At 62.5% G+C, this 16,383-nt stretch carries 18 protein-coding genes and 1 pseudogene; 14 read left to right on the forward strand and 5 right to left on the reverse strand.

Going from position 1 to position 16,383, the window contains the following annotated elements:
• Window positions 1–301: 301 nt before the first annotated feature.
• Window positions 302–526, reverse strand: a pseudogene (locus tag JHD59_RS22795) (PAAR domain-containing protein); the annotation flags it as partial.
• 78 nt (window positions 527–604) lie between these two features.
• Complete coding sequence (locus JHD59_RS12580) at window positions 605–2,230, reverse strand: tyrosine-type recombinase/integrase (RefSeq protein ID WP_233164064.1); 1,626 nt, start codon at window positions 2,228–2,230, stop codon at window positions 605–607.
• A gap of 219 nt (window positions 2,231–2,449) precedes the next feature.
• On the opposite strand from JHD59_RS12580, the gene JHD59_RS12585 reads away from it, so the two are divergent.
• The 11 genes from JHD59_RS12585 (at window position 2,450) to JHD59_RS23325 (ending at window position 10,610) form a co-directional block, all read left to right on the forward strand.
• Window positions 2,450–3,214: a class I SAM-dependent methyltransferase gene (locus JHD59_RS12585; RefSeq protein ID WP_199154503.1), complete on the forward strand. Its 765-nt coding sequence runs from the start codon at window positions 2,450–2,452 to the stop codon at window positions 3,212–3,214.
• Window positions 3,215–3,224: 10 nt separating this feature from the next.
• Entirely contained in the window at window positions 3,225–3,668 is a 444-nt protein-coding gene (rnhA, locus tag JHD59_RS12590; RefSeq protein WP_043629931.1) for a ribonuclease HI, read from the forward strand.
• A 49-nt stretch (window positions 3,669–3,717) separates the two neighbouring features.
• Window positions 3,718–4,440: a DNA polymerase III subunit epsilon gene (dnaQ, locus tag JHD59_RS12595; protein WP_103320811.1), complete on the forward strand. Its 723-nt coding sequence runs from the start codon at window positions 3,718–3,720 to the stop codon at window positions 4,438–4,440.
• 3 nt (window positions 4,441–4,443) lie between these two features.
• Entirely contained in the window at window positions 4,444–5,130 is a 687-nt protein-coding gene (gene ispD, locus JHD59_RS12600; RefSeq protein WP_199154504.1) for a 2-C-methyl-D-erythritol 4-phosphate cytidylyltransferase, read from the forward strand.
• 28 nt (window positions 5,131–5,158) lie between these two features.
• On the forward strand, window positions 5,159–5,635 hold the full coding sequence (ispF, locus tag JHD59_RS12605) for a 2-C-methyl-D-erythritol 2,4-cyclodiphosphate synthase (protein WP_199154505.1): 477 nt from the start codon (window positions 5,159–5,161) through the stop codon (window positions 5,633–5,635).
• 106 nt (window positions 5,636–5,741) lie between these two features.
• On the forward strand, window positions 5,742–6,401 hold the full coding sequence (gene rpiA, locus JHD59_RS12610; protein ID WP_103320808.1) for a ribose-5-phosphate isomerase RpiA: 660 nt from the start codon (window positions 5,742–5,744) through the stop codon (window positions 6,399–6,401).
• Window positions 6,402–6,611: 210 nt separating this feature from the next.
• Entirely contained in the window at window positions 6,612–7,316 is a 705-nt protein-coding gene (gene phoU / locus JHD59_RS12615; RefSeq protein WP_103320807.1) for a phosphate signaling complex protein PhoU, read from the forward strand.
• 143 nt (window positions 7,317–7,459) lie between these two features.
• Window positions 7,460–8,953, forward strand: a complete 1,494-nt coding sequence (gene ppx / locus JHD59_RS12620) for an exopolyphosphatase (RefSeq protein ID WP_233164072.1) — start codon at window positions 7,460–7,462, stop codon at window positions 8,951–8,953.
• Window positions 8,954–9,054: 101 nt separating this feature from the next.
• Window positions 9,055–10,122, forward strand: coding sequence for a magnesium/cobalt transporter CorA (gene corA, locus JHD59_RS12625; RefSeq protein ID WP_199154507.1), 1,068 nt, complete (start codon window positions 9,055–9,057; stop codon window positions 10,120–10,122).
• 67 nt (window positions 10,123–10,189) lie between these two features.
• The gene (locus JHD59_RS12630; RefSeq protein ID WP_103320804.1) at window positions 10,190–10,423 is read left to right on the forward strand and encodes a DUF1902 domain-containing protein; all 234 of its coding nucleotides are present in this window, start codon (window positions 10,190–10,192) and stop codon (window positions 10,421–10,423) included.
• Window positions 10,416–10,610, forward strand: a complete 195-nt coding sequence (locus tag JHD59_RS23325) for a type II toxin-antitoxin system HicA family toxin (protein WP_103320803.1) — start codon at window positions 10,416–10,418, stop codon at window positions 10,608–10,610. The genes JHD59_RS12630 and JHD59_RS23325 overlap by 8 nt, the downstream gene beginning before the upstream one ends.
• 46 nt (window positions 10,611–10,656) lie before the next feature.
• Here the strand turns inward: JHD59_RS23325 and pncA are convergent, their stop codons facing one another.
• A complete protein-coding gene (gene pncA / locus JHD59_RS12640) occupies window positions 10,657–11,289 on the reverse strand; it encodes a bifunctional nicotinamidase/pyrazinamidase (protein ID WP_199154508.1) in 633 nt (210 codons plus the stop codon).
• Between the two features lie 130 nt (window positions 11,290–11,419).
• Here pncA and JHD59_RS12645 point away from each other — a divergent pair, with 130 nt between their 5' ends.
• From JHD59_RS12645 to JHD59_RS12655, 3 genes are all read left to right on the forward strand, one after another.
• Window positions 11,420–13,765, forward strand: a complete 2,346-nt coding sequence (locus JHD59_RS12645) for a heavy metal translocating P-type ATPase (RefSeq protein ID WP_199154509.1) — start codon at window positions 11,420–11,422, stop codon at window positions 13,763–13,765.
• Window positions 13,766–13,799: 34 nt separating this feature from the next.
• Window positions 13,800–14,009 (forward strand): heavy-metal-associated domain-containing protein, encoded by a 210-nt coding sequence (locus JHD59_RS12650; RefSeq protein ID WP_103320800.1) that lies wholly within the window; start codon window positions 13,800–13,802, stop codon window positions 14,007–14,009.
• 128 nt (window positions 14,010–14,137) lie between these two features.
• Complete coding sequence (locus JHD59_RS12655; RefSeq protein WP_199154510.1) at window positions 14,138–15,166, forward strand: linear amide C-N hydrolase; 1,029 nt, start codon at window positions 14,138–14,140, stop codon at window positions 15,164–15,166.
• 38 nt (window positions 15,167–15,204) lie between these two features.
• On the opposite strand, the gene JHD59_RS12660 is transcribed toward JHD59_RS12655, so the two are convergent.
• Both JHD59_RS12660 and JHD59_RS12665 read right to left on the reverse strand, forming a co-directional pair.
• Window positions 15,205–15,522 (reverse strand): DUF190 domain-containing protein, encoded by a 318-nt coding sequence (locus JHD59_RS12660; protein ID WP_199154511.1) that lies wholly within the window; start codon window positions 15,520–15,522, stop codon window positions 15,205–15,207.
• Between the two features lie 22 nt (window positions 15,523–15,544).
• Window positions 15,545–16,312, reverse strand: a complete 768-nt coding sequence (locus JHD59_RS12665; protein ID WP_199154512.1) for a 3',5'-cyclic-nucleotide phosphodiesterase — start codon at window positions 16,310–16,312, stop codon at window positions 15,545–15,547.
• Window positions 16,313–16,383: the final 71 nt, after the last annotated feature.

Here is a 16,383-nt window from a genome sequence, read left to right on the forward strand (position 1 = left end):
CCCCCCCCCCCCCCCCCCCCCCCCCCCCCCCCCCCCCCCCCCCCCCCCCCCCCCCCCCCCCCCCCCCCCCCCCCCCCCCCCCCCCCCCCCCCCCCTCCCACCCCCCGCCCCCCCCCCACCCCCACACCTCCGTGCTGTCGTCGGCAGCGTCAGATGTGTATAAGAGACAGAGATGAAAGCGCCTACCAAACTTTGCAGCAGTCTCACCGGGAACAGCAAAAACAGGCATAGCAGGTAGCGTGAAGTCCGCCACGCTGCTTTCGTAGCCTCTTGAGACAGGGCCAAGAGTGCTTATCAGCTTAGCGCCACAGCTCACCGCATGGCCTTCTAGAGCCACAGCTTTACCGCCGATGCTCCATGACGGATCACCTTCAACGATTACACAATTGGTATGCCCTTGCTTTGGACAGCTGACAGCGTCACCAACGACAGCAACATTCTTCCCGAAGAAAGTAGTATCAGATGTCGCACTGGTAACGCTTCCACCGTGGTCGGTCGGATCGCCTATGCGAATGACTTTTTTCATTTATCAATGAGCGGCTGTATGTGCGTGTAAAAGGGATTTTGGTATCCCTTCATGCTGGAAGTTCTGCATACTGTACTTTCAGGCAGCTTTATCAAGAACACGCATAACCGCATCAGACGCCTCTCTGAGCCGGTTATAGACCGTGTCAAATCCCTGGCCATAGTCCATTGCCACTTGGTTGCTCTTGTTGCTATGGCCGGTGATGTAGTCGCTGATGGACTCTTGAATGCCTGCTGACCGTGCTTTGAGCTTCCATGTATGGCGCAAGCTGTGAAGCGTTACACGGCTATCCATGCCCGCTTCTCTCTTCTGGACGCTGAATTCCTTTCGGAACCATTCAACACGTCTGGCTGGTGTTTGCGCCCGTTCAGCGGCAGTCTTGGGGCTTCTATGAAAGACTCCCCGGCCTTTGGTTGGTCTCCCTTTCTCCAAGTCATCGAATATGTACACATGGCCTTGTGCCATCTGATGCCGGACGAACTCTGTTAAGGCTCCTGAAGGGATTGGAACCGTTCTGACGGATGATTGATTCTTGACGCTTCGGCCTTCTGTATCCGTCACCCGGACAAACAATCCATGTTCAGCATCTTCGATCACATCACCCGGCTTGATCTGTGCAGCCTCTGCGGATCGCATGCCAGTGCAGAGCAGAAACTCGAAGAATTCAGGGTTATCCTTGACTACTGGCAGCTCTCTCATTGTCTTGATTTCAGTGTCAGACGCCGCTCTACGTCCTTCTGAAGACCTGTCATGAAGTGGCAAACCATTCTGCTTCCTGACTGCCTTTTCTTCATCGGCTGTCACTGAAATCTTGAATGGCTTGCGGATGATATCCTCCTCAAAGGCCGTGCGGATCAGCATGTTCAGAATGGCGGCATGGTTGCTGTTCCATGTGCTTACCTTCATGCCTTTGGCTAGTGCAGCCTCCTTGTATTCCTGTAGCTGTTCCTTATCGAAGTCTTCAGGCAGCATTGCAGGTCTGTTTAAGTGGCGCTCATAGCAGTCTACGGCAGCCTTGTATGCTGCTTCCCTCGCTTTGGTAGGCATCTTGACCTTGATTAAGGCCGCTAGAAGGCTCTGTAAGGGCGTCTGATTGCTGACAGGTAATGCAGCCTCTCTGGCCCTTGCACGCTCTATAACAGCCGTTGAACGGTCTTCTGTGAGCATTGTGGATAGCGTCTTGTTCACGACTGCTGACGCTAGTTCCTGTGATGGTTGATCTACTAGCTTGATGTTCTTCTGCTGTAGGAAACCGTCCATACCATTAGCCTGATTGATCCCATGCTTGATAGCCAGCTCTCTGGCCCCTGATGCATTGATGGATACCGTCCAGCTTTCATCTTGGTGGTCGATTGTTGTCCCGTTGCTTGAAAGGGCTTCCGCTATCTGTTCGGTGGCCTCTCGATACTTCAGGGCGATGGCTTCAGCCTCTGAGAGTGTCAGATTCTTGAGCAGGGTTACAGAGGACTCAGCTAGCTGGCGTGATGCCCGAATCCTATCGAACAGCTCCAGATGCTCGCCCAGCAGCCGAGTTACCTTTTTGGCAGCTTCGGCACGGTAACGCGTTCCTAGACTTCTTCGGATAACAGAAGGCAAGTTGTAACGTTCTTCCAATCGAAGGCAATCTATGTCCTTGGGTAGTCTAAGTTGGAAGTAGTACACGCCATGCGCGTTGATGTAGGTATGTGCTAGCGGCTTCGCCATGTCGGTATGTGTGATATCCTGTTGCGCCTGTGGATTACCGACACTGTACCACGAAATGTATCACTATTTGTATCACTACGACTCACTCTGAAACTATTGCTGGGTGGTGATTTCAATGAATTCAGTGATTTCCGCTCTGAGCGTGTTCTTCAGATATAATTGTCTGAGAAAGCCCCGATCGGGGTGATGCTAAATGTGGCTGCCATAAGGCCTTCCTCAATGAAAAATTCGTTTGGCGGCTGGCTGACCGGCACCGAACTGGGCCGTTATCTGCTGGCGCGCGAGCAGGAATACTTCGAGCGGGCGGTGGCCGACGCCTTCGGCTACCATGCGGTGCAGGTGGGCGTGCCGGAGATGGATTGTCTGCGCGGCAATCGCATTCCCTGGCAGTGCCGGGTGGCTGGCCATGGCGAGGTGGACGTGCGTTGCGACCCGGCCTTCCTGCCGTTTGAGACCCGCAGCCTGGACTTGCTGGTCATGCCCCATGTTCTGGATTTTACCACCCTGCCGCACCAGGTGCTGCGCGAGGCCGACCGCGTGCTGATGCCGGAGGGCCGGCTGATTCTGACCGGTTTCAATCCGCTGTCCTTGTGGGGCGTGCGTCGGCTGATCCAGGGCAAGGAATCTGCGCCGTGGAACGGCAACTTTTTTACCCAGTTGCGGATCAAGGACTGGCTGGCTTTGCTGGATTTGGAGCTGGAAGAGGCGGCTTTTCTGGCTTACGCGCCGCCGTTCTCGCGTCAGGACTGGCTGTCGCGCTGCGATTTTCTGGAAGATGTCGGCGAGCGCTGGTGGCCGCTGGCGTCCGGGGTGTACGGCATCGAGGCGGTCAAGCGCCAGCGAGGCATGCGCTTGATTACGCCGACCTGGAAACAGGCGGTCAAGAACAAGGGCGCTTTGGGCGTGGTGGCGGGCAATGAACGCCAGCACACGCACAAGGCGCCGGAAACAAACGAGCGGGACGGCGCATCGTCCTGCCATTGAACGAGACAGCATGACGACTGACGACAAGGTAGAGATTTATACCGACGGCGCCTGCAAGGGCAATCCCGGCCCAGGCGGCTGGGGGGCGCTGTTGCGCTTCAAGGGCAAGGAAAAAGAACTGTTCGGCGGCGAGCGCGGCACCACGAATAACCGCATGGAGATCATGGCCGTGATCCGCGGCCTGGCGGCGTTGAACCGGCCATGCCGGGTGGTGGTCTATACCGACTCGCAATACGTGCAGAAGGGCATTTCGGAGTGGATACACGGCTGGAAGGCGCGCGGCTGGAAGACCGCGGCCAAGGAGCCGGTGAAGAACGCCGATCTGTGGCAGCAACTGGACGCCGAGCGCAATCGCCACCTGGAAGTGGAGTGGCGTTGGGTCAAGGGCCATTCCGGCCACGAATTCAATGAAAGAGCCGACCAGCTCGCCAATAAGGGCGTGGCTTCGGTCTGAGCCAGCAACAAGCAGCCGCCGCGCCTTGGCGTGGCGGCCGGGAAGCAGCATGAGACAGATTATCCTCGATACCGAAACCACCGGTCTCGACCCGAATCAGGGCCACCGCATCATCGAATTCGCTGGCCTGGAAATGGTTGGCCGCAAGCTCACCGGCAAGCATCTTCATCTTTACATCCACCCGGAACGTCCGATTGATCCCGACGCCCAGCGCGTGCACGGCATTTCGCTGGAGTTCCTCGAAGGCAAGCCTGTGTACGCCAAGGTGGCGGCAGAGATCGCCGACTTCCTCCGAGACGCCGAGCTGATCATCCACAACGCGCCGTTTGACGTCGGCTTTCTGAATGCCGAATTCGCCCGGCTCGGCATGGAGCCGATCAACAAGCTGTGCGCCAACGTCATCGACACGCTGGCCGAAGCGCGCGACATGTTCCCGGGCAAGCGCAATAGCCTGGATGCCTTGTGCGACCGTTTCGAGATCGACCGCTCCAACCGGACCTTGCACGGCGCGCTGGTGGACTGCGAGCTGCTGTCGGAAGTCTATCTATGGATGACCCGCGGCCAGGAAAGCCTGGCGATGGACATCGAGGTAGAGGTGCCGGGCGGGCATGCCGGCCACGACCTGACATTCGAGCGCAAACCCTTGAAAGTGCTGGCCGCCGATGAGGCCGAGCTGGCCGAGCACCAAGCCTATTTGGACGTGCTGGACAAGACGGTCAAGGGCAGCTGCGTCTGGCGCGCGCTGGAAAACCCGGCGCCGGCGGAGGCTTGAGCCATGGCCCAAATGATTGCGCTGGTGCCGGCCGCGGGCTCGGGCAGCCGTTTCGGCGCGCCCAGCCCCAAGCAATATCTGCAATTGAACGGCAGGCCGCTGATGTGGCACGCGCTGGCCACGCTGGCGGCGGTGCCGGCGATAGACAAGGTGGCGGTGGTGATATCGCCGCAAGACGAATGGTTCGATGATTTCGACTGGCGTCTGCCCAAGCTGGAAGTGCACCGCGTCGGCGGCGCCAGCCGTGCCCAGAGCGTGGCCAATGGGTTGGCGGCATTGGCGCCAGGCGAGGACGACTGGGTGCTGGTGCACGACGCGGCGCGCTGCTGTCTGTCGGTGGCGGCGGTGGAGCGTTTGATCGCCGCCTTGGCGGGCCATCCGGTGGGCGGCCTGCTGGCCTTGCCGGTGCCGGACACCGTCAAGCGGGCGGACGCTGAGGGCCATGTCGCCGCCACCGTGCCGCGCAATGGCTTGTGGCTGGCGCAAACGCCGCAGATGTTCCGCGCCGGTCTGCTGGCGCGGGCGCTGGGTGAGGGCGCGGTGGACGACATCACCGACGAGGCTTCCGCGGTGGAGCGGCAGGGATTGAAGCCGCTGCTGGTGGAGGGCGATGCGCAAAACTTCAAGGTGACCTATCCGCGCGATCTGGCCCTGGCCAAGGCCATTCTGGCCGCGCGCGGCGAACAATAGCGCAGAATTGCCATATTAAGGGAAGAGTATGTTTCGTATCGGGCAGGGTTACGATGTGCATCAACTGGCGGCAGGACGGCCGCTGATTCTGGGCGGGGTGGAGATCCCGCATGAGAAAGGCCTCTTGGGCCATTCCGACGCCGACGCCTTGCTGCACGCCATCACCGATGCCTTGCTGGGCGCGGCGGCGCTGGGCGACATCGGCCGCCATTTCCCGGATACGGCGGTGGAATTCAAGGGCGCGGACAGCCGCGTCTTGTTGCGCGAGGCCGCCGCGCGGGTGCGCGCCGCCGGCTGGCGGCCGGTCAATGTTGACAGCACCCTGATCGCGCAACAGCCCAAGCTGGCGCCGCACATCGACGCCATGCGCGCCAATATCGCGGCCGATCTGGGGCTCGATGTCGGCGCGGTCAACGTCAAGGGCAAGACCAATGAGAAGCTGGGCTACCTTGGCCGCTGCGAGGCGATCGAGGCGCAGGCGGTCTGCCTGCTGATCCCGGTTTAGCCCTGCCGCCGGCTGTCATCACAGCCTGCTTGTGGGATAATTGGACATCATCGCTCATGCCGGGCGCCGACTCGGCCGGCACAACAACATGCCAGGAGGCTACATCATGCTGACCCAGGACCAACTGAAACTCGCCGTTGCCAAGAAAGCGCTGGAATTCGTGCCGGAAGACGCCATTATCGGCGTGGGCACCGGCAGCACCGTCAATCTGTTCATCGAGGAACTGGCCGGCATCAAGGACCGGATCAAGGGCGCGGTGTCCAGCTCCGACGCCTCCACGGCTCGCTTGAAGGCGCACCACATCCCGGTGTTCGATCTGAACGAGGTGGATAAGCTGCCGGTGTACATCGACGGCGCCGACGAGATCAACCATCACCTGCACATGATCAAAGGCGGCGGCGCGGCGCTGACGCGCGAGAAGATCGTGGCCGGCGTGGCCGACGAGTTCATCTGCATTGCCGACGAGAAGAAGTACGTCACCATGCTGGGCGCCTTCCCGCTGCCGATCGAAGTCATCCCGATGGCGCGCAGCTATGTGGCGCGCGAACTGGTGCGCCTGGGCGGCCATCCGGAACTGCGCCAGGGCGTGACCACCGACAACGGCAATGTGATCCTGGACGTGCACGGCCTGCAGATCATGAAGCCGGTGGAGCTGGAAGAAACCATCAACCATATCGCCGGGGTAGTCACCTGCGGCCTGTTCGCCCGCCGCCGCGCCGATGTGCTGCTGCTGGGCAAGCAGGACGGCGTGGCCGTGCTGCGCTGAGCGCGGGCCGGCCAAACCGATGCCGGATTCCCGCCTGGCCGAATTTTTTGTGTCGATTGGGCGGCGTGTCTTGCCTCGGCGGCAGGCCGCGCTAAGCTGATCTAATTGGTAAGGGCATTGCCTTGCCGACGCGGAGAGAAGACATGTCACGGCACTGTCATCTTGCCGACTTACCATTTTCTTTTTACTTGCAAGATCCTTGAGGCAGACATGGCAGAGCATATTTCCAAGCAGTTCGATCTGGAACTGGAAACCATCCGTACCCGCGTGCTGCAAATGGGCGGCCTGGTGGAGCAACAGATCCTGTCCGCTGTCGATGCCTTGATGTCCGGCGATATCGCCCGCCTGGACAAGGTGGCGGCCGAGGACGCCCTGGTCAATGCGATGGAAGTCGGCATCGACGACGACTGTCTGCACATCATCGCCCGCCGCCAGCCGGCGGCCAGCGATCTGCGCATCGTGTTCACCGTGATCAAGATCATCACCGATCTGGAGCGCATCGGCGACGAAGCGGCCAAGATCGCGCGCATGGGCAAGACCATCCATCAGTCCGAGCGCTATCAGATGCCGCGCTTCCGCGAAATCGAGAAGATGGCCGAGGTGGCGCTGGCCATGCTGCGCCGCGCGCTGGATGCCTTTGCCCGGCTGGACACCTCCGCCGCCTTGGAGCTGGCGGAGGAAGACATGCGGCTGGACGAGAATTTCGCCTCCGAGCTGCGCCAGCTGATCACCTTCATGATGGAAGATCCGCGCACCATCAGCATGTCCATCGACACGCTGTTCATGTCCAAGGCCATCGAGCGCATCGGGGACCACGCCAAGAACATCTCCGAGTACGTGGTCTATCTGGTGAAGGGCAAGGACATCCGCCACACCACGCTGGAAACCATCAAGCGCGAGACCCTGGGCCGCTGACGCGGGCGCTTGCCTGACATGACGCGGGAGGCAAAATGGCGGTAACATTTCACGGTTACCGCCATTTTGTTGCCAAGGCGAGGCGTCGGGCCTTCGCGCCGCGCGCCCCCGGCAGAAACCATCGAACAAGAAAAGGGGTGTCTTTGACACACACCACGCCCCCCCATACCGTATTGGCCACCGTAGACCTGGGTTCCAACAGCTTCCGCCTGCAGGTTTCCCGCGTAGTGGACGATCAGCTGTACGCGCTGGACGTGATGAAAGAAACCGTTCGTCTGGGCGCCGGCCTGACCGCCGAAAAAAATCTGGATGCAGACACTCAGCAGCGCGCGCTGGCTTGTCTGGCCCGTTTCGGCGAGCGTTTGCGCGGTTTTGTGCCGGGCCAGGTGCGCATCGTCGGCACCAATACCCTGCGCGTCGCCAAGAATGCCCAGGCCTTTATCGAAGAAGCCGAGGAAAAGCTCGGCTTTCCCATCGAGGTGATCGCCGGCCGCGAAGAAGCGCGGCTGATCTACCTGGGCGCCGCCCACTCGCTGCCGGATACCAAGGAGCGACGCATGGTGGTGGATATCGGCGGCGGTTCCACCGAATTCATCATCGGCAGCCACTACAAGGCCCTGGTGACCGAAAGCCTGCCGCTGGGCTGCGTCAGCTACACGCTGCGCTTCTTCCCCGGCGGCAAGCTCACTCGCAGCAATTTCCGCGACGCGGTATTGGCCGCGCGCAACGAGATCCAACGCATCCGCCACGAATACCGGCCCAGCGAATGGCAGCTCGCCGTCGGCACATCCGGCACCGCGCGCTCCTTGCGCGACGTGCTGGAAATCAATGACTGGAGTCGCTCCGACATCACGCTGGACGGCATGGAGCAGCTGCGCGAGCTGCTGATCAAGCAGGGCAGCATAGACGCCGTCAAGATCAACGGCCTGAAGGCCGACCGCGCGCCGGTGCTGGCCGGCGGGCTGGCCATCATGATCGCGGTGTTCGAGGAGCTGCAGGTCGAGAAGATGATCGTCACCGAAGGCGCGCTGCGCGACGGCGTGCTGTACGACCTTTTGGGCCGCCAGCGCGAAAAGGACATGCGCGACAGCACGGTGGGGCTGTTCAAGCGGCGTTATCACGTGGACGCGCAGCAGGCCGAGCGGGTCAATCAACTGGCCGAGCGGCTGTATCGCATGCTGGCCGGCGAGGATGTGGACCAGGACATGCTGAAGCTGCTGTCCTGGGCGGCCAAGCTGCACGAAATCGGCCTGACCATCGCCCACACCGCCTATCACAAGCATTCCACCTATATCCTGCAGAACGCCGACATGCCGGGCTTCTCCAAGCGCGAACAAGCGGCGCTGGCCACGATCGTGCTGGGCCACCGCGGCGACATGGGCAAGATGGCGCAGTACATCAGCCAGCCGGCGCTGTGGCAGGCCGTCGTCGCGCTGCGCATCGCCGTGCTGTTCCATCGCCGCCGTCAGCCGCTGGCATTGCCGGAAGTGCTGGATCTGAAGCAGAACGCCAGCGGTTTTGAGTTGAAAGTCAGCCAATCCTGGCTGCAGGAAAATCCGCTGACCGCCAGCAGTTTCCGCCAGGAAGTGAACCAATGGAAGACTGTCGGGTTCAAACTGGACATCGTCCAGGAATAAGCCGACGCTGATATAGCGGTAACGCGGCCCGGGCTGTCCCGGGCCTTTTCATTGCGCGGCCTGCGCCTGGACCCTCCTTCCCATCATGTCCAAGGAGCCGCATGCGCCATCCTGTCCTGAAACGCCAGATCCCGTCGCTGGGCGAAGCGCCTGGCGCGCTGATTCCCGTCGGCGAGGTCAAACCCGGTGAAACCAGCCTGAGCTGGATCGAATACGACGCCGAAACCCTGAGCGAAACCGTTTGCCGCGACGTCGAGCAGGCCCTGGCGCAGGCTCCGGCCGGCAAGGTGCGCTGGCTGAATGTGTACGGCCTGCGCGACCCCGAGGCGATGAAACGCCTGGGCAGCCATTTTGGGCTGCATCCGCTGGTGCTGGAGGATATCCTCAACGCCGGCCAGCGGCCCAAGGTGGAAGACTACGGCGATTATCTGTTCATCGTCAGTCGGGTGTTTGACTATCCGCTGGATGGCAGCCGGCTGGTGTCCGACCAGGTTTACATGGTGTTGGGCGAGGGGTTTGTGCTGACCTTCCAGGCGCGCCCCATCGGCGTGTTCGATGCCGTGCGCGACCGCCTGCGCCGCCAGCGCGGCCAGGTCCGCCGCAAAGGCGCCGACTATCTGGTTTATTCCTTGCTGGATGCGGTGATAGACGATTACCTGGCGGTGCATACCCGGTTCAACGAGCGCATGGAGCAGGTGGATGGCCGTCTGCTGTCCGGCAACGATCACGGCCTGCTGCGCCAGGTGCAGCGCCTGAAGCGCGACTGCCTCAAGCTGCGCCGCGCGCTGTTGCCGCTGCGCGAAGTGCTGCTGACGCTGAATCGCGGCGAAGATGGCCTGTTCGCGCCGGAAACCCAGCTGTATCTGCGCGACGCTTATGACCATACCATCCAGTTGCTGGAATCGTTGGAGATGAGCCGGGAGATGGTCAGCGACATGCTGGACCTGTACCTGTCCACCCAGTCCAACCGGCTCAATCTGCAGATGCGCAAGCTGACCGTGCTGACTATGATCTTCATGCCGCTGACGCTGATCGCCGGCATCTACGGCATGAACTTCGAACACATGCCGGAACTGAAGTGGCGCTATGGCTATCACGCGGTGTTGGGCGCGATGGCGTTGCTCACCAGTGGCTTGGCGTGGGCGTTCTGGAAGCGGAAGTGGATTTGACGCTCTATCTTTGCAGTGCCATGATGAAGCGGAGCCTTGATTCTATTGAGAATGGCAGGAGAGCGACATGAAACCGTTTTCAGTTCATGCAGTCAGAGATGCTGAAGCCGGTGTTTGGGTGGCCAGCAGCAAAGATGTCCGAGGGCTGGTTGCGGAGGCATCGACGCGTGAGGAGCTTGTCGCCAAGCTCAAGGTGCGTATTCCGGAGTTGCTGGAGTTGAATGACCAGCCATTGCCTGAGGGCGAGATCCGTTTTCGTCTGAAATGGGAAGAGGTTTCGACCGAGGTCATTTGTGACTGACTTTACCGCAGCGGTAAAGAAAAAGTTGAAGGAGCATGGCTGCCGCTTTGATCGCCAAGGTAAAGGTGATCATGAAATCTGGTATAGCCCAATCACCAATACGAAATTTCCCGTTGATAGCGGCATCAAATCTCGGCATACGGCCAATGAAATCATGAGGCAGGCTGGCATCAAGTATCATTTTTGAATCGCGTTCCAAGCCAAACAGCCGGCGACAAGCCGGCTCATTGGTTTCATACCTCGTCCGATCTCACCCGCTTGACCCCCGCCTGCCGCATTGTCATCCAGGCATCGGCCAGCGAGCCGTCGATGTCTATCGCGCGGCAGGCGTCCTCCACCACGAAGGTTTCAAAACCGGCGGCGCGGGCGTCGATGGCGCTCCAGGCCACGCAGAAATCGGTGGCCAAACCGGCTAGCCACACCTTCTTGACCCCCAGCGTATTCAGATAGCCGCCCAATCCGGTCGGCGTGGTTCGATCCGCCTCCACGAACGCGGAATAGCTGTCCACCGCGGCGTGGATGCCCTTGCGCACGATGAGCCGGGCGCGTTCGGTTTCCAGCTCGGCATGGAAGGCCGCGCCGTGGCTGCCGGCCACGCAATGGTCCGGCCACAGCGTCTGCGCACCGTAGGCCAGGTCTATGTTCTGGAAGGGCTGCTTGCCGGGATGGCTGCTGGCGAAGGAGATGTGGCCGCGCGGATGCCAGTCCTGGGTCAGCACCACGTTTTCGAACAGCAGCGACAGGTGGTTGATCAGCGGCACCACTTCGTCGCCACCGGGCACGGCCAGCTCGCCGCCGGGACAGAAGCTGTTCTGCACGTCCACCACCAGCAATGCGCAGTCGGGGCCATAACGTTTCAGGGGCATGGGCAACACCTTATTGTTGTGTTCAGGTGTATTTGTTAACACGCTGGCAGCCATGGGTAAAGTCCATGCACGCTTTCTCGCTTGTCTTTAATACCCTTGGGGGGTATATAATGGGCAGCAGGAGGTCGTCATGACGCAATCCCTTACCCTGCCGGTTTCCGGCATGAGCTGCGCTGCCTGCGCCGCCCGCATCGAAAAACAGTTGAACCGTTTGCCCGGCGTCGACGCCGCGGTCAGCTTCGCCAGCGAGAGCGCCCAGCTGCGTTATGACCCGGCGCAGGCCAATCCGCAGCAACTGGTGGCAGTCATAGAGCGCTGCGGCTTTGCCGTGCCGCGGCAGTCGATGCGCCTCGGCATCGCCGGCATGAGCTGCGCCGCTTGCGCCGCCCGCTTGGAAAAGGTCTTGGGCAAGCTGCCGGGCGTCAGCGCCAGCGTCAGTTTCGCCGGGGAGTCGGCGCAGCTGGCTTGGCTACCAGGTCTGATGGATCTGGATGCCGTGCTGACGGCGGTGCGCCGCGCCGGCTTCGAACCGTTGCTGCCCGAGACCGAGGACAAAGCCGCGGACGCCTCCGCCGCCCGATATCGACGCGAACTGGCCTGGTTCGCCGCGTCGGCCGCGCTGACCCTGCCATTCCTGGTCGAAATGATCGCCATGTTCGCCGGCAGCCATCATGGCTGGCTGCCGCGGTTGTGGCAGCTGGCGCTGGCCACTCCCGTGCAGTTCGTCATCGGCTGGCGTTTCTACCGCGGCGCCTGGCAGGCCTTGCGCGGCGGCGTCGCCAATATGGACGTGCTGGTGGCGCTGGGCACCAGCATGGCCTGGCTGCTGTCCGCCGCGGTTACGCTGCTCAATCTGCCGGGACAGCATGTGTATTTCGAAGCCAGCGCGATGGTGATCACGCTGGTGTTGCTGGGCAAGCTGCTGGAGGCGCGCGCCAAGGGCAAGGCCTCAGCGGCCATCGCCGCCTTGATGAAGCTGGCCCCCAAGACGGCGCGGGTGGAGCAGGGCGGGGAACTGATCGACGTGCCGGTGGATAGACTCAAGCATGGCGATATCGTGGTGGTGCGCCATGGAGACAGCCTGCCGGTGGATGGCGAGGTGGTGTCGGGCGAGGCCTGGCTGGATGAGAGCATGCTGACCGGAGAAAGCCGGCCAGTGGCCAAGCGCGCCGGAGACAAGGTCTACGCCGCCACGCGCAATCAGGATGGCATGCTGAAGGTGCGGGCGCAAAGCGTGGGCAGCGAAACGCAGCTGGCGGAGATTGTGCGCATGGTGGCGGCGGCCCAGGGCAGCAAAGCGCCGATCCAGCGCCTGGCCGATCGCCTCTCCGCCGTGTTCGTGCCCGCAGTCAGCGCCGTCGCGCTGCTGACGTTTCTATTGACGGGCTGGCTGCTGGGCAGCTGGAGCGCGGCCTTGATCCACGCGGTGGCGGTGCTGGTGATCGCCTGCCCCTGCGCGCTCGGCCTGGCGACGCCGACCGCCATCATGGTGGGCGTGGGCAATGGCGCGCGGCGCGGCATTTTGTTCCGCAATGCCGAGGCGCTGGAGCGGGCCGGCAAGGTGGACGTGCTGCTGGTGGACAAGACCGGCACGCTGACCGAGGGGCGGCCGGTATTGCGCCACACGTTGGCGCTGAGCGGCGATGAGGATGCGCTGATCCAGCTGGCCGCCAGCGTGGAGGCCGGCTCCGAGCATCCCTTGGCGCGCGCCTTGCTGCAAAAAGCGCAGGAGCGGGGACTGTCGTTGCTGACTTGCGCCGATTTCCGGGCCGAGGTGGGGCGCGGCGTCGCGGCGCTGGTGGAGGGGCGCGGCCTGGTGCTAGTCGGCACGCCGGCTTGGCTGGACATGGCCATGCCCGACGAGGCGCGCGCTTGGCAGGACGCAGGCGCTACCGTGGTGGCGGTCCGCATGGATGGTCAGGCGCTGGGCTGGCTGGGGCTGGCCGATCCTCTGCGCGCCAGCTCGGCCGAGGCGCTGTGCCAGGCGCGCAGCCTGGGCGTGCGGGTGATGATGCTGACTGGCGACGACGCGGCCACCGCGCGCGGCATCGCCACCGAGGCCGGCGTCGACGAATGGCGCGCCGGCATGCGGCCGCAAGACAAGGCCGCCGTGGTGCGCGAGCTGCAGGCTGCCGGCCGCAAGGTGGCGATGCTGGGCGACGGCGTCAACGATGCGCCGGCCTTGGCGGCGGCCGATGTCAGCTTGGCCATGGGGTCCGGTTCCGACGTGGCGATCTCCGCCGCCGACATCACCCTGATGCGCGGCGACTTGCGCCATGCGGTGGACGCCATCCGGCTGTCGCGCCGGACGCTGGCCAAGATACGGCAGAACCTGGCGTTTGCTTTCGTGTATAACATGCTGGGGATCCCGCTGGCGGCGCTGGGCCTGCTCAATCCGGTGATTGCCGGCGCGGCGATGGCCGCCAGCTCGGTTTCCGTGGTGTCCAATTCTTTATTGTTGCGCCGCTGGCGCTGAATCAATCCTTAACTTTCATTGAGTGGAGATGAATATGGCGGACTTGACCCTTAACATCGACGGCATGACTTGCGGCGGCTGCGTCAAAACTGTGCAGGACGTGCTGGACACCATGGCCGGCGTCAGCGACACAGCGGTCAGCCTGGAGGCCAAGCAGGCTCAGGTTAGTTACGATCCGGGCATTGTCTCTCCGGAAGAGCTGGCGGCGGCGGTGGCCGAGGCCGGCTTTGAGGTAAGTTTCTGACGCGTCCTGAGCGAAAGATCAGTTTCGCCTGAACTGAAGGCGAGGTCTCCTATGGTCTACCCCATGTCGCCGCCTTGTCGGCGGCGCCGTCCGGCGGTTGGGCATGGGACGAACGTAGGAGACCTGGCATGTGCACGCATTTTCAATTGCAGGCGAAGGACAGGAATCATGTGGTGGGCCGCTCTATGGAGTTCGCCCGTTCGCTTGATCCGGCGTTCTATATCCAGCGGCGCGGCGAGTCCTTCCAGCAGCCGGTTTGGGCCGGCGCGGATTTCCAGAAAATGGCCGATGCGCCGACGTGGTCGGTTCGCTATGGCTATGTCGGCATCAGCTCCACCAATCTGCCCTTGCCAGGCATCAGCCAGCGCATCGTCTCCGACGGCTTGAACGAGGCCGGCCTCAGCGTCAGCCTGTTGTGGCTGCCGGGCACCCGGTATCAGGATTTTTCCCGTGTCGAGACCACGGTGCTGGCGCCACTGTTCGCCGACTGGGTGCTGGCGCATTGCGGCAGCGTGTCGGATGTGCGCGAATTGCTGCCGACGCGCCAATTCTGGCTGCCGGACTGGCTGGCCAAACAGCTGCCGCTGCATGCCGCCATTGTCGACAAGGACGGCCGTTCGCTGGTGGTGGAATTCCAGGATGGCCAGCAGAAGATCTACCATAACCCGGTAGGGGTCTGTACCAATGCGCCGTGGTTTCCCTGGCATCTGGACAATCTGGGCAATTACCTGAGTCTGACGCCAGAAGATCCGCAGCTGCGAGAGATCGGCACCTTGCCGGTCAGCCCGCCGGGGCATGGCGGCGGGCTGGCGGGCCTGCCCGGCAACGCCACGCCGCCGGCGCGCTTTGTCCGCACCGTCTACCTGAAGCAGTTCGCCAATCAGCCCGATGATCTGCGGCAGGCCTATGCGCAGGCTACCCATCTGCTCAATGCGGTCGATATTCCGCGCGGCACGGTGCGGGACGGCCAGGACCAGGATTACACGCAATGGGCGGTGGTGAAAGGGCTGAACAGCGGCGAGATTGCCCTGCGCACCTATGACTGCATGCAGTATTGCGGCCTGCGGCTAAACGATATCGACTTCGCCAGCGTGGCCAGCCAGGTGATTCCGCTACCCAAGCTCGACGACATCACTTTCATCCAGCCTGCCGGCTAACCGCAGGCCCGTTTCCGCGCCGGCGGGCCGGCGCGGCTTCAGTCTTCTCCCAGCATGCCGTATTCGACGGGCATTTTGACGTAGAACACCTTGACGCCTTCCTCGCGCAGCCGGTCCAGCAGCAAGTCGGCTTCCACCGCGTTCAGCGCCATCGTCACCTCTTCCGGCTGATCGGACAGCTCGAAGAAGCGCGCGGCGTGGATGCGGCGGCCGGTGCCGAATCCTTCGCTGGCCGCGAACAGCGTGGCGCCGCTGATGCCCAGACGGCGCGCTTCCTGCAGAATCCACTCGGCCAGCGGCACGCCATGATGGCGATGCCCTTGCTGGGTGAAGAACGACAGCTGGTAGCCTTGCATCGAATCCTTCCTCCATCGCGGCTCAAAGTTCGATCAGCGTACCCTCTTTCAGCAGGCAGGTGTGCATGCCGGGCGGGCAGCGGTTCAGCATCTGCTGCATCACCGCCTCGCGGCAACTGGGGTCGATATGGGTCAGCCACAGATGGACGTTGGCGGGCAGCTGCGGCAGTAGGCTGCCCAACAGGGCCGGCACCATGCGGGCTTGCTGTTGCGCGTCGTGCAGGCGTTCGTCGCTATAGGTGACTTCGCAGATCACATCGGTCAACGCTGGCGTGCCGGCTAAGCGCTGCCAAAAAGCCGGGCAGGGGGCGGAGTCGCCGCTGAAAGCCAGGGCGCGCCATGGGCCTTCGATCAGCCAGCCCAGCGCCGGGACGCTGTGTTCGGCCGGCAAGGCGGTGGCCAAGCCATCTTCCAGCGCCACGGTGTCGCCGACATCTACCGGCTTCAGCCGCAGCCAGGGCGCGTCGGGCGCCGGCTGGCGGGTGTAATCCGGCCAGATGCAGCCGTTGAACACGTGTTCGCGCAGCGCGTCCAGGGTGGCCTCATGCGCATAGACATCGAGGCCGGGGCCGCGCAGGCAGGCATGCACGTCGGCCAGCAGCGGCAGCAGGCCGCAGTGGTCGATGTGGCTATGGGTCAGCAGCACGCGGCGCAGCCGCAGCATCTCTTCCGCCGCCAGGCTGCCGCAACCGGTGCCGCAATCCAGCAGGGTGTCCTGGCCCAGCAGCAGACAGGTGGTCAACCCGGGCTGGCCGATGCAGGCCGCGGTGCCGAGAATGCGGATATCCATGGCTTTCTCCGATCTCCGCGGGAACGCTTTGCTTCGATTGTAGTCAGGCAGCAGGGTGTCGGCGCTTTTTC

Source organism: Chromobacterium sp. ASV23, from assembly GCF_016428945.1.
Classification (GTDB): domain Bacteria; phylum Pseudomonadota; class Gammaproteobacteria; order Burkholderiales; family Chromobacteriaceae; genus Chromobacterium; species Chromobacterium sinusclupearum.

What these genes read in the sequence shown, in the direction of transcription:
- JHD59_RS12580 (WP_233164064.1), bottom strand. Translation starts at nt 2,230, where the DNA reads ATGGCGAAGCCGCTAGCACATACCTACATCAACGCGCATGGCGTGTAC.
- JHD59_RS12585 (WP_199154503.1), top strand. Translation starts at nt 2,450, where the DNA reads ATGAAAAATTCGTTTGGCGGCTGGCTGACCGGCACCGAACTGGGCCGT.
- rnhA (WP_043629931.1), top strand. Translation starts at nt 3,225, where the DNA reads ATGACGACTGACGACAAGGTAGAGATTTATACCGACGGCGCCTGCAAG.
- dnaQ (WP_103320811.1), top strand. Translation starts at nt 3,718, where the DNA reads ATGAGACAGATTATCCTCGATACCGAAACCACCGGTCTCGACCCGAAT.
- ispD (WP_199154504.1), top strand. Translation starts at nt 4,444, where the DNA reads ATGGCCCAAATGATTGCGCTGGTGCCGGCCGCGGGCTCGGGCAGCCGT.
- ispF (WP_199154505.1), top strand. Translation starts at nt 5,159, where the DNA reads ATGTTTCGTATCGGGCAGGGTTACGATGTGCATCAACTGGCGGCAGGA.
- rpiA (WP_103320808.1), top strand. Translation starts at nt 5,742, where the DNA reads ATGCTGACCCAGGACCAACTGAAACTCGCCGTTGCCAAGAAAGCGCTG.
- phoU (WP_103320807.1), top strand. Translation starts at nt 6,612, where the DNA reads ATGGCAGAGCATATTTCCAAGCAGTTCGATCTGGAACTGGAAACCATC.
- corA (WP_199154507.1), top strand. Translation starts at nt 9,055, where the DNA reads ATGCGCCATCCTGTCCTGAAACGCCAGATCCCGTCGCTGGGCGAAGCG.
- JHD59_RS12630 (WP_103320804.1), top strand. Translation starts at nt 10,190, where the DNA reads ATGAAACCGTTTTCAGTTCATGCAGTCAGAGATGCTGAAGCCGGTGTT.
- pncA (WP_199154508.1), bottom strand. Translation starts at nt 11,289, where the DNA reads ATGCCCCTGAAACGTTATGGCCCCGACTGCGCATTGCTGGTGGTGGAC.
- JHD59_RS12645 (WP_199154509.1), top strand. Translation starts at nt 11,420, where the DNA reads ATGACGCAATCCCTTACCCTGCCGGTTTCCGGCATGAGCTGCGCTGCC.
- JHD59_RS12650 (WP_103320800.1), top strand. Translation starts at nt 13,800, where the DNA reads ATGGCGGACTTGACCCTTAACATCGACGGCATGACTTGCGGCGGCTGC.
- JHD59_RS12655 (WP_199154510.1), top strand. Translation starts at nt 14,138, where the DNA reads ATGTGCACGCATTTTCAATTGCAGGCGAAGGACAGGAATCATGTGGTG.
- JHD59_RS12660 (WP_199154511.1), bottom strand. Translation starts at nt 15,522, where the DNA reads ATGCAAGGCTACCAGCTGTCGTTCTTCACCCAGCAAGGGCATCGCCAT.
- JHD59_RS12665 (WP_199154512.1), bottom strand. Translation starts at nt 16,312, where the DNA reads ATGGATATCCGCATTCTCGGCACCGCGGCCTGCATCGGCCAGCCCGGG.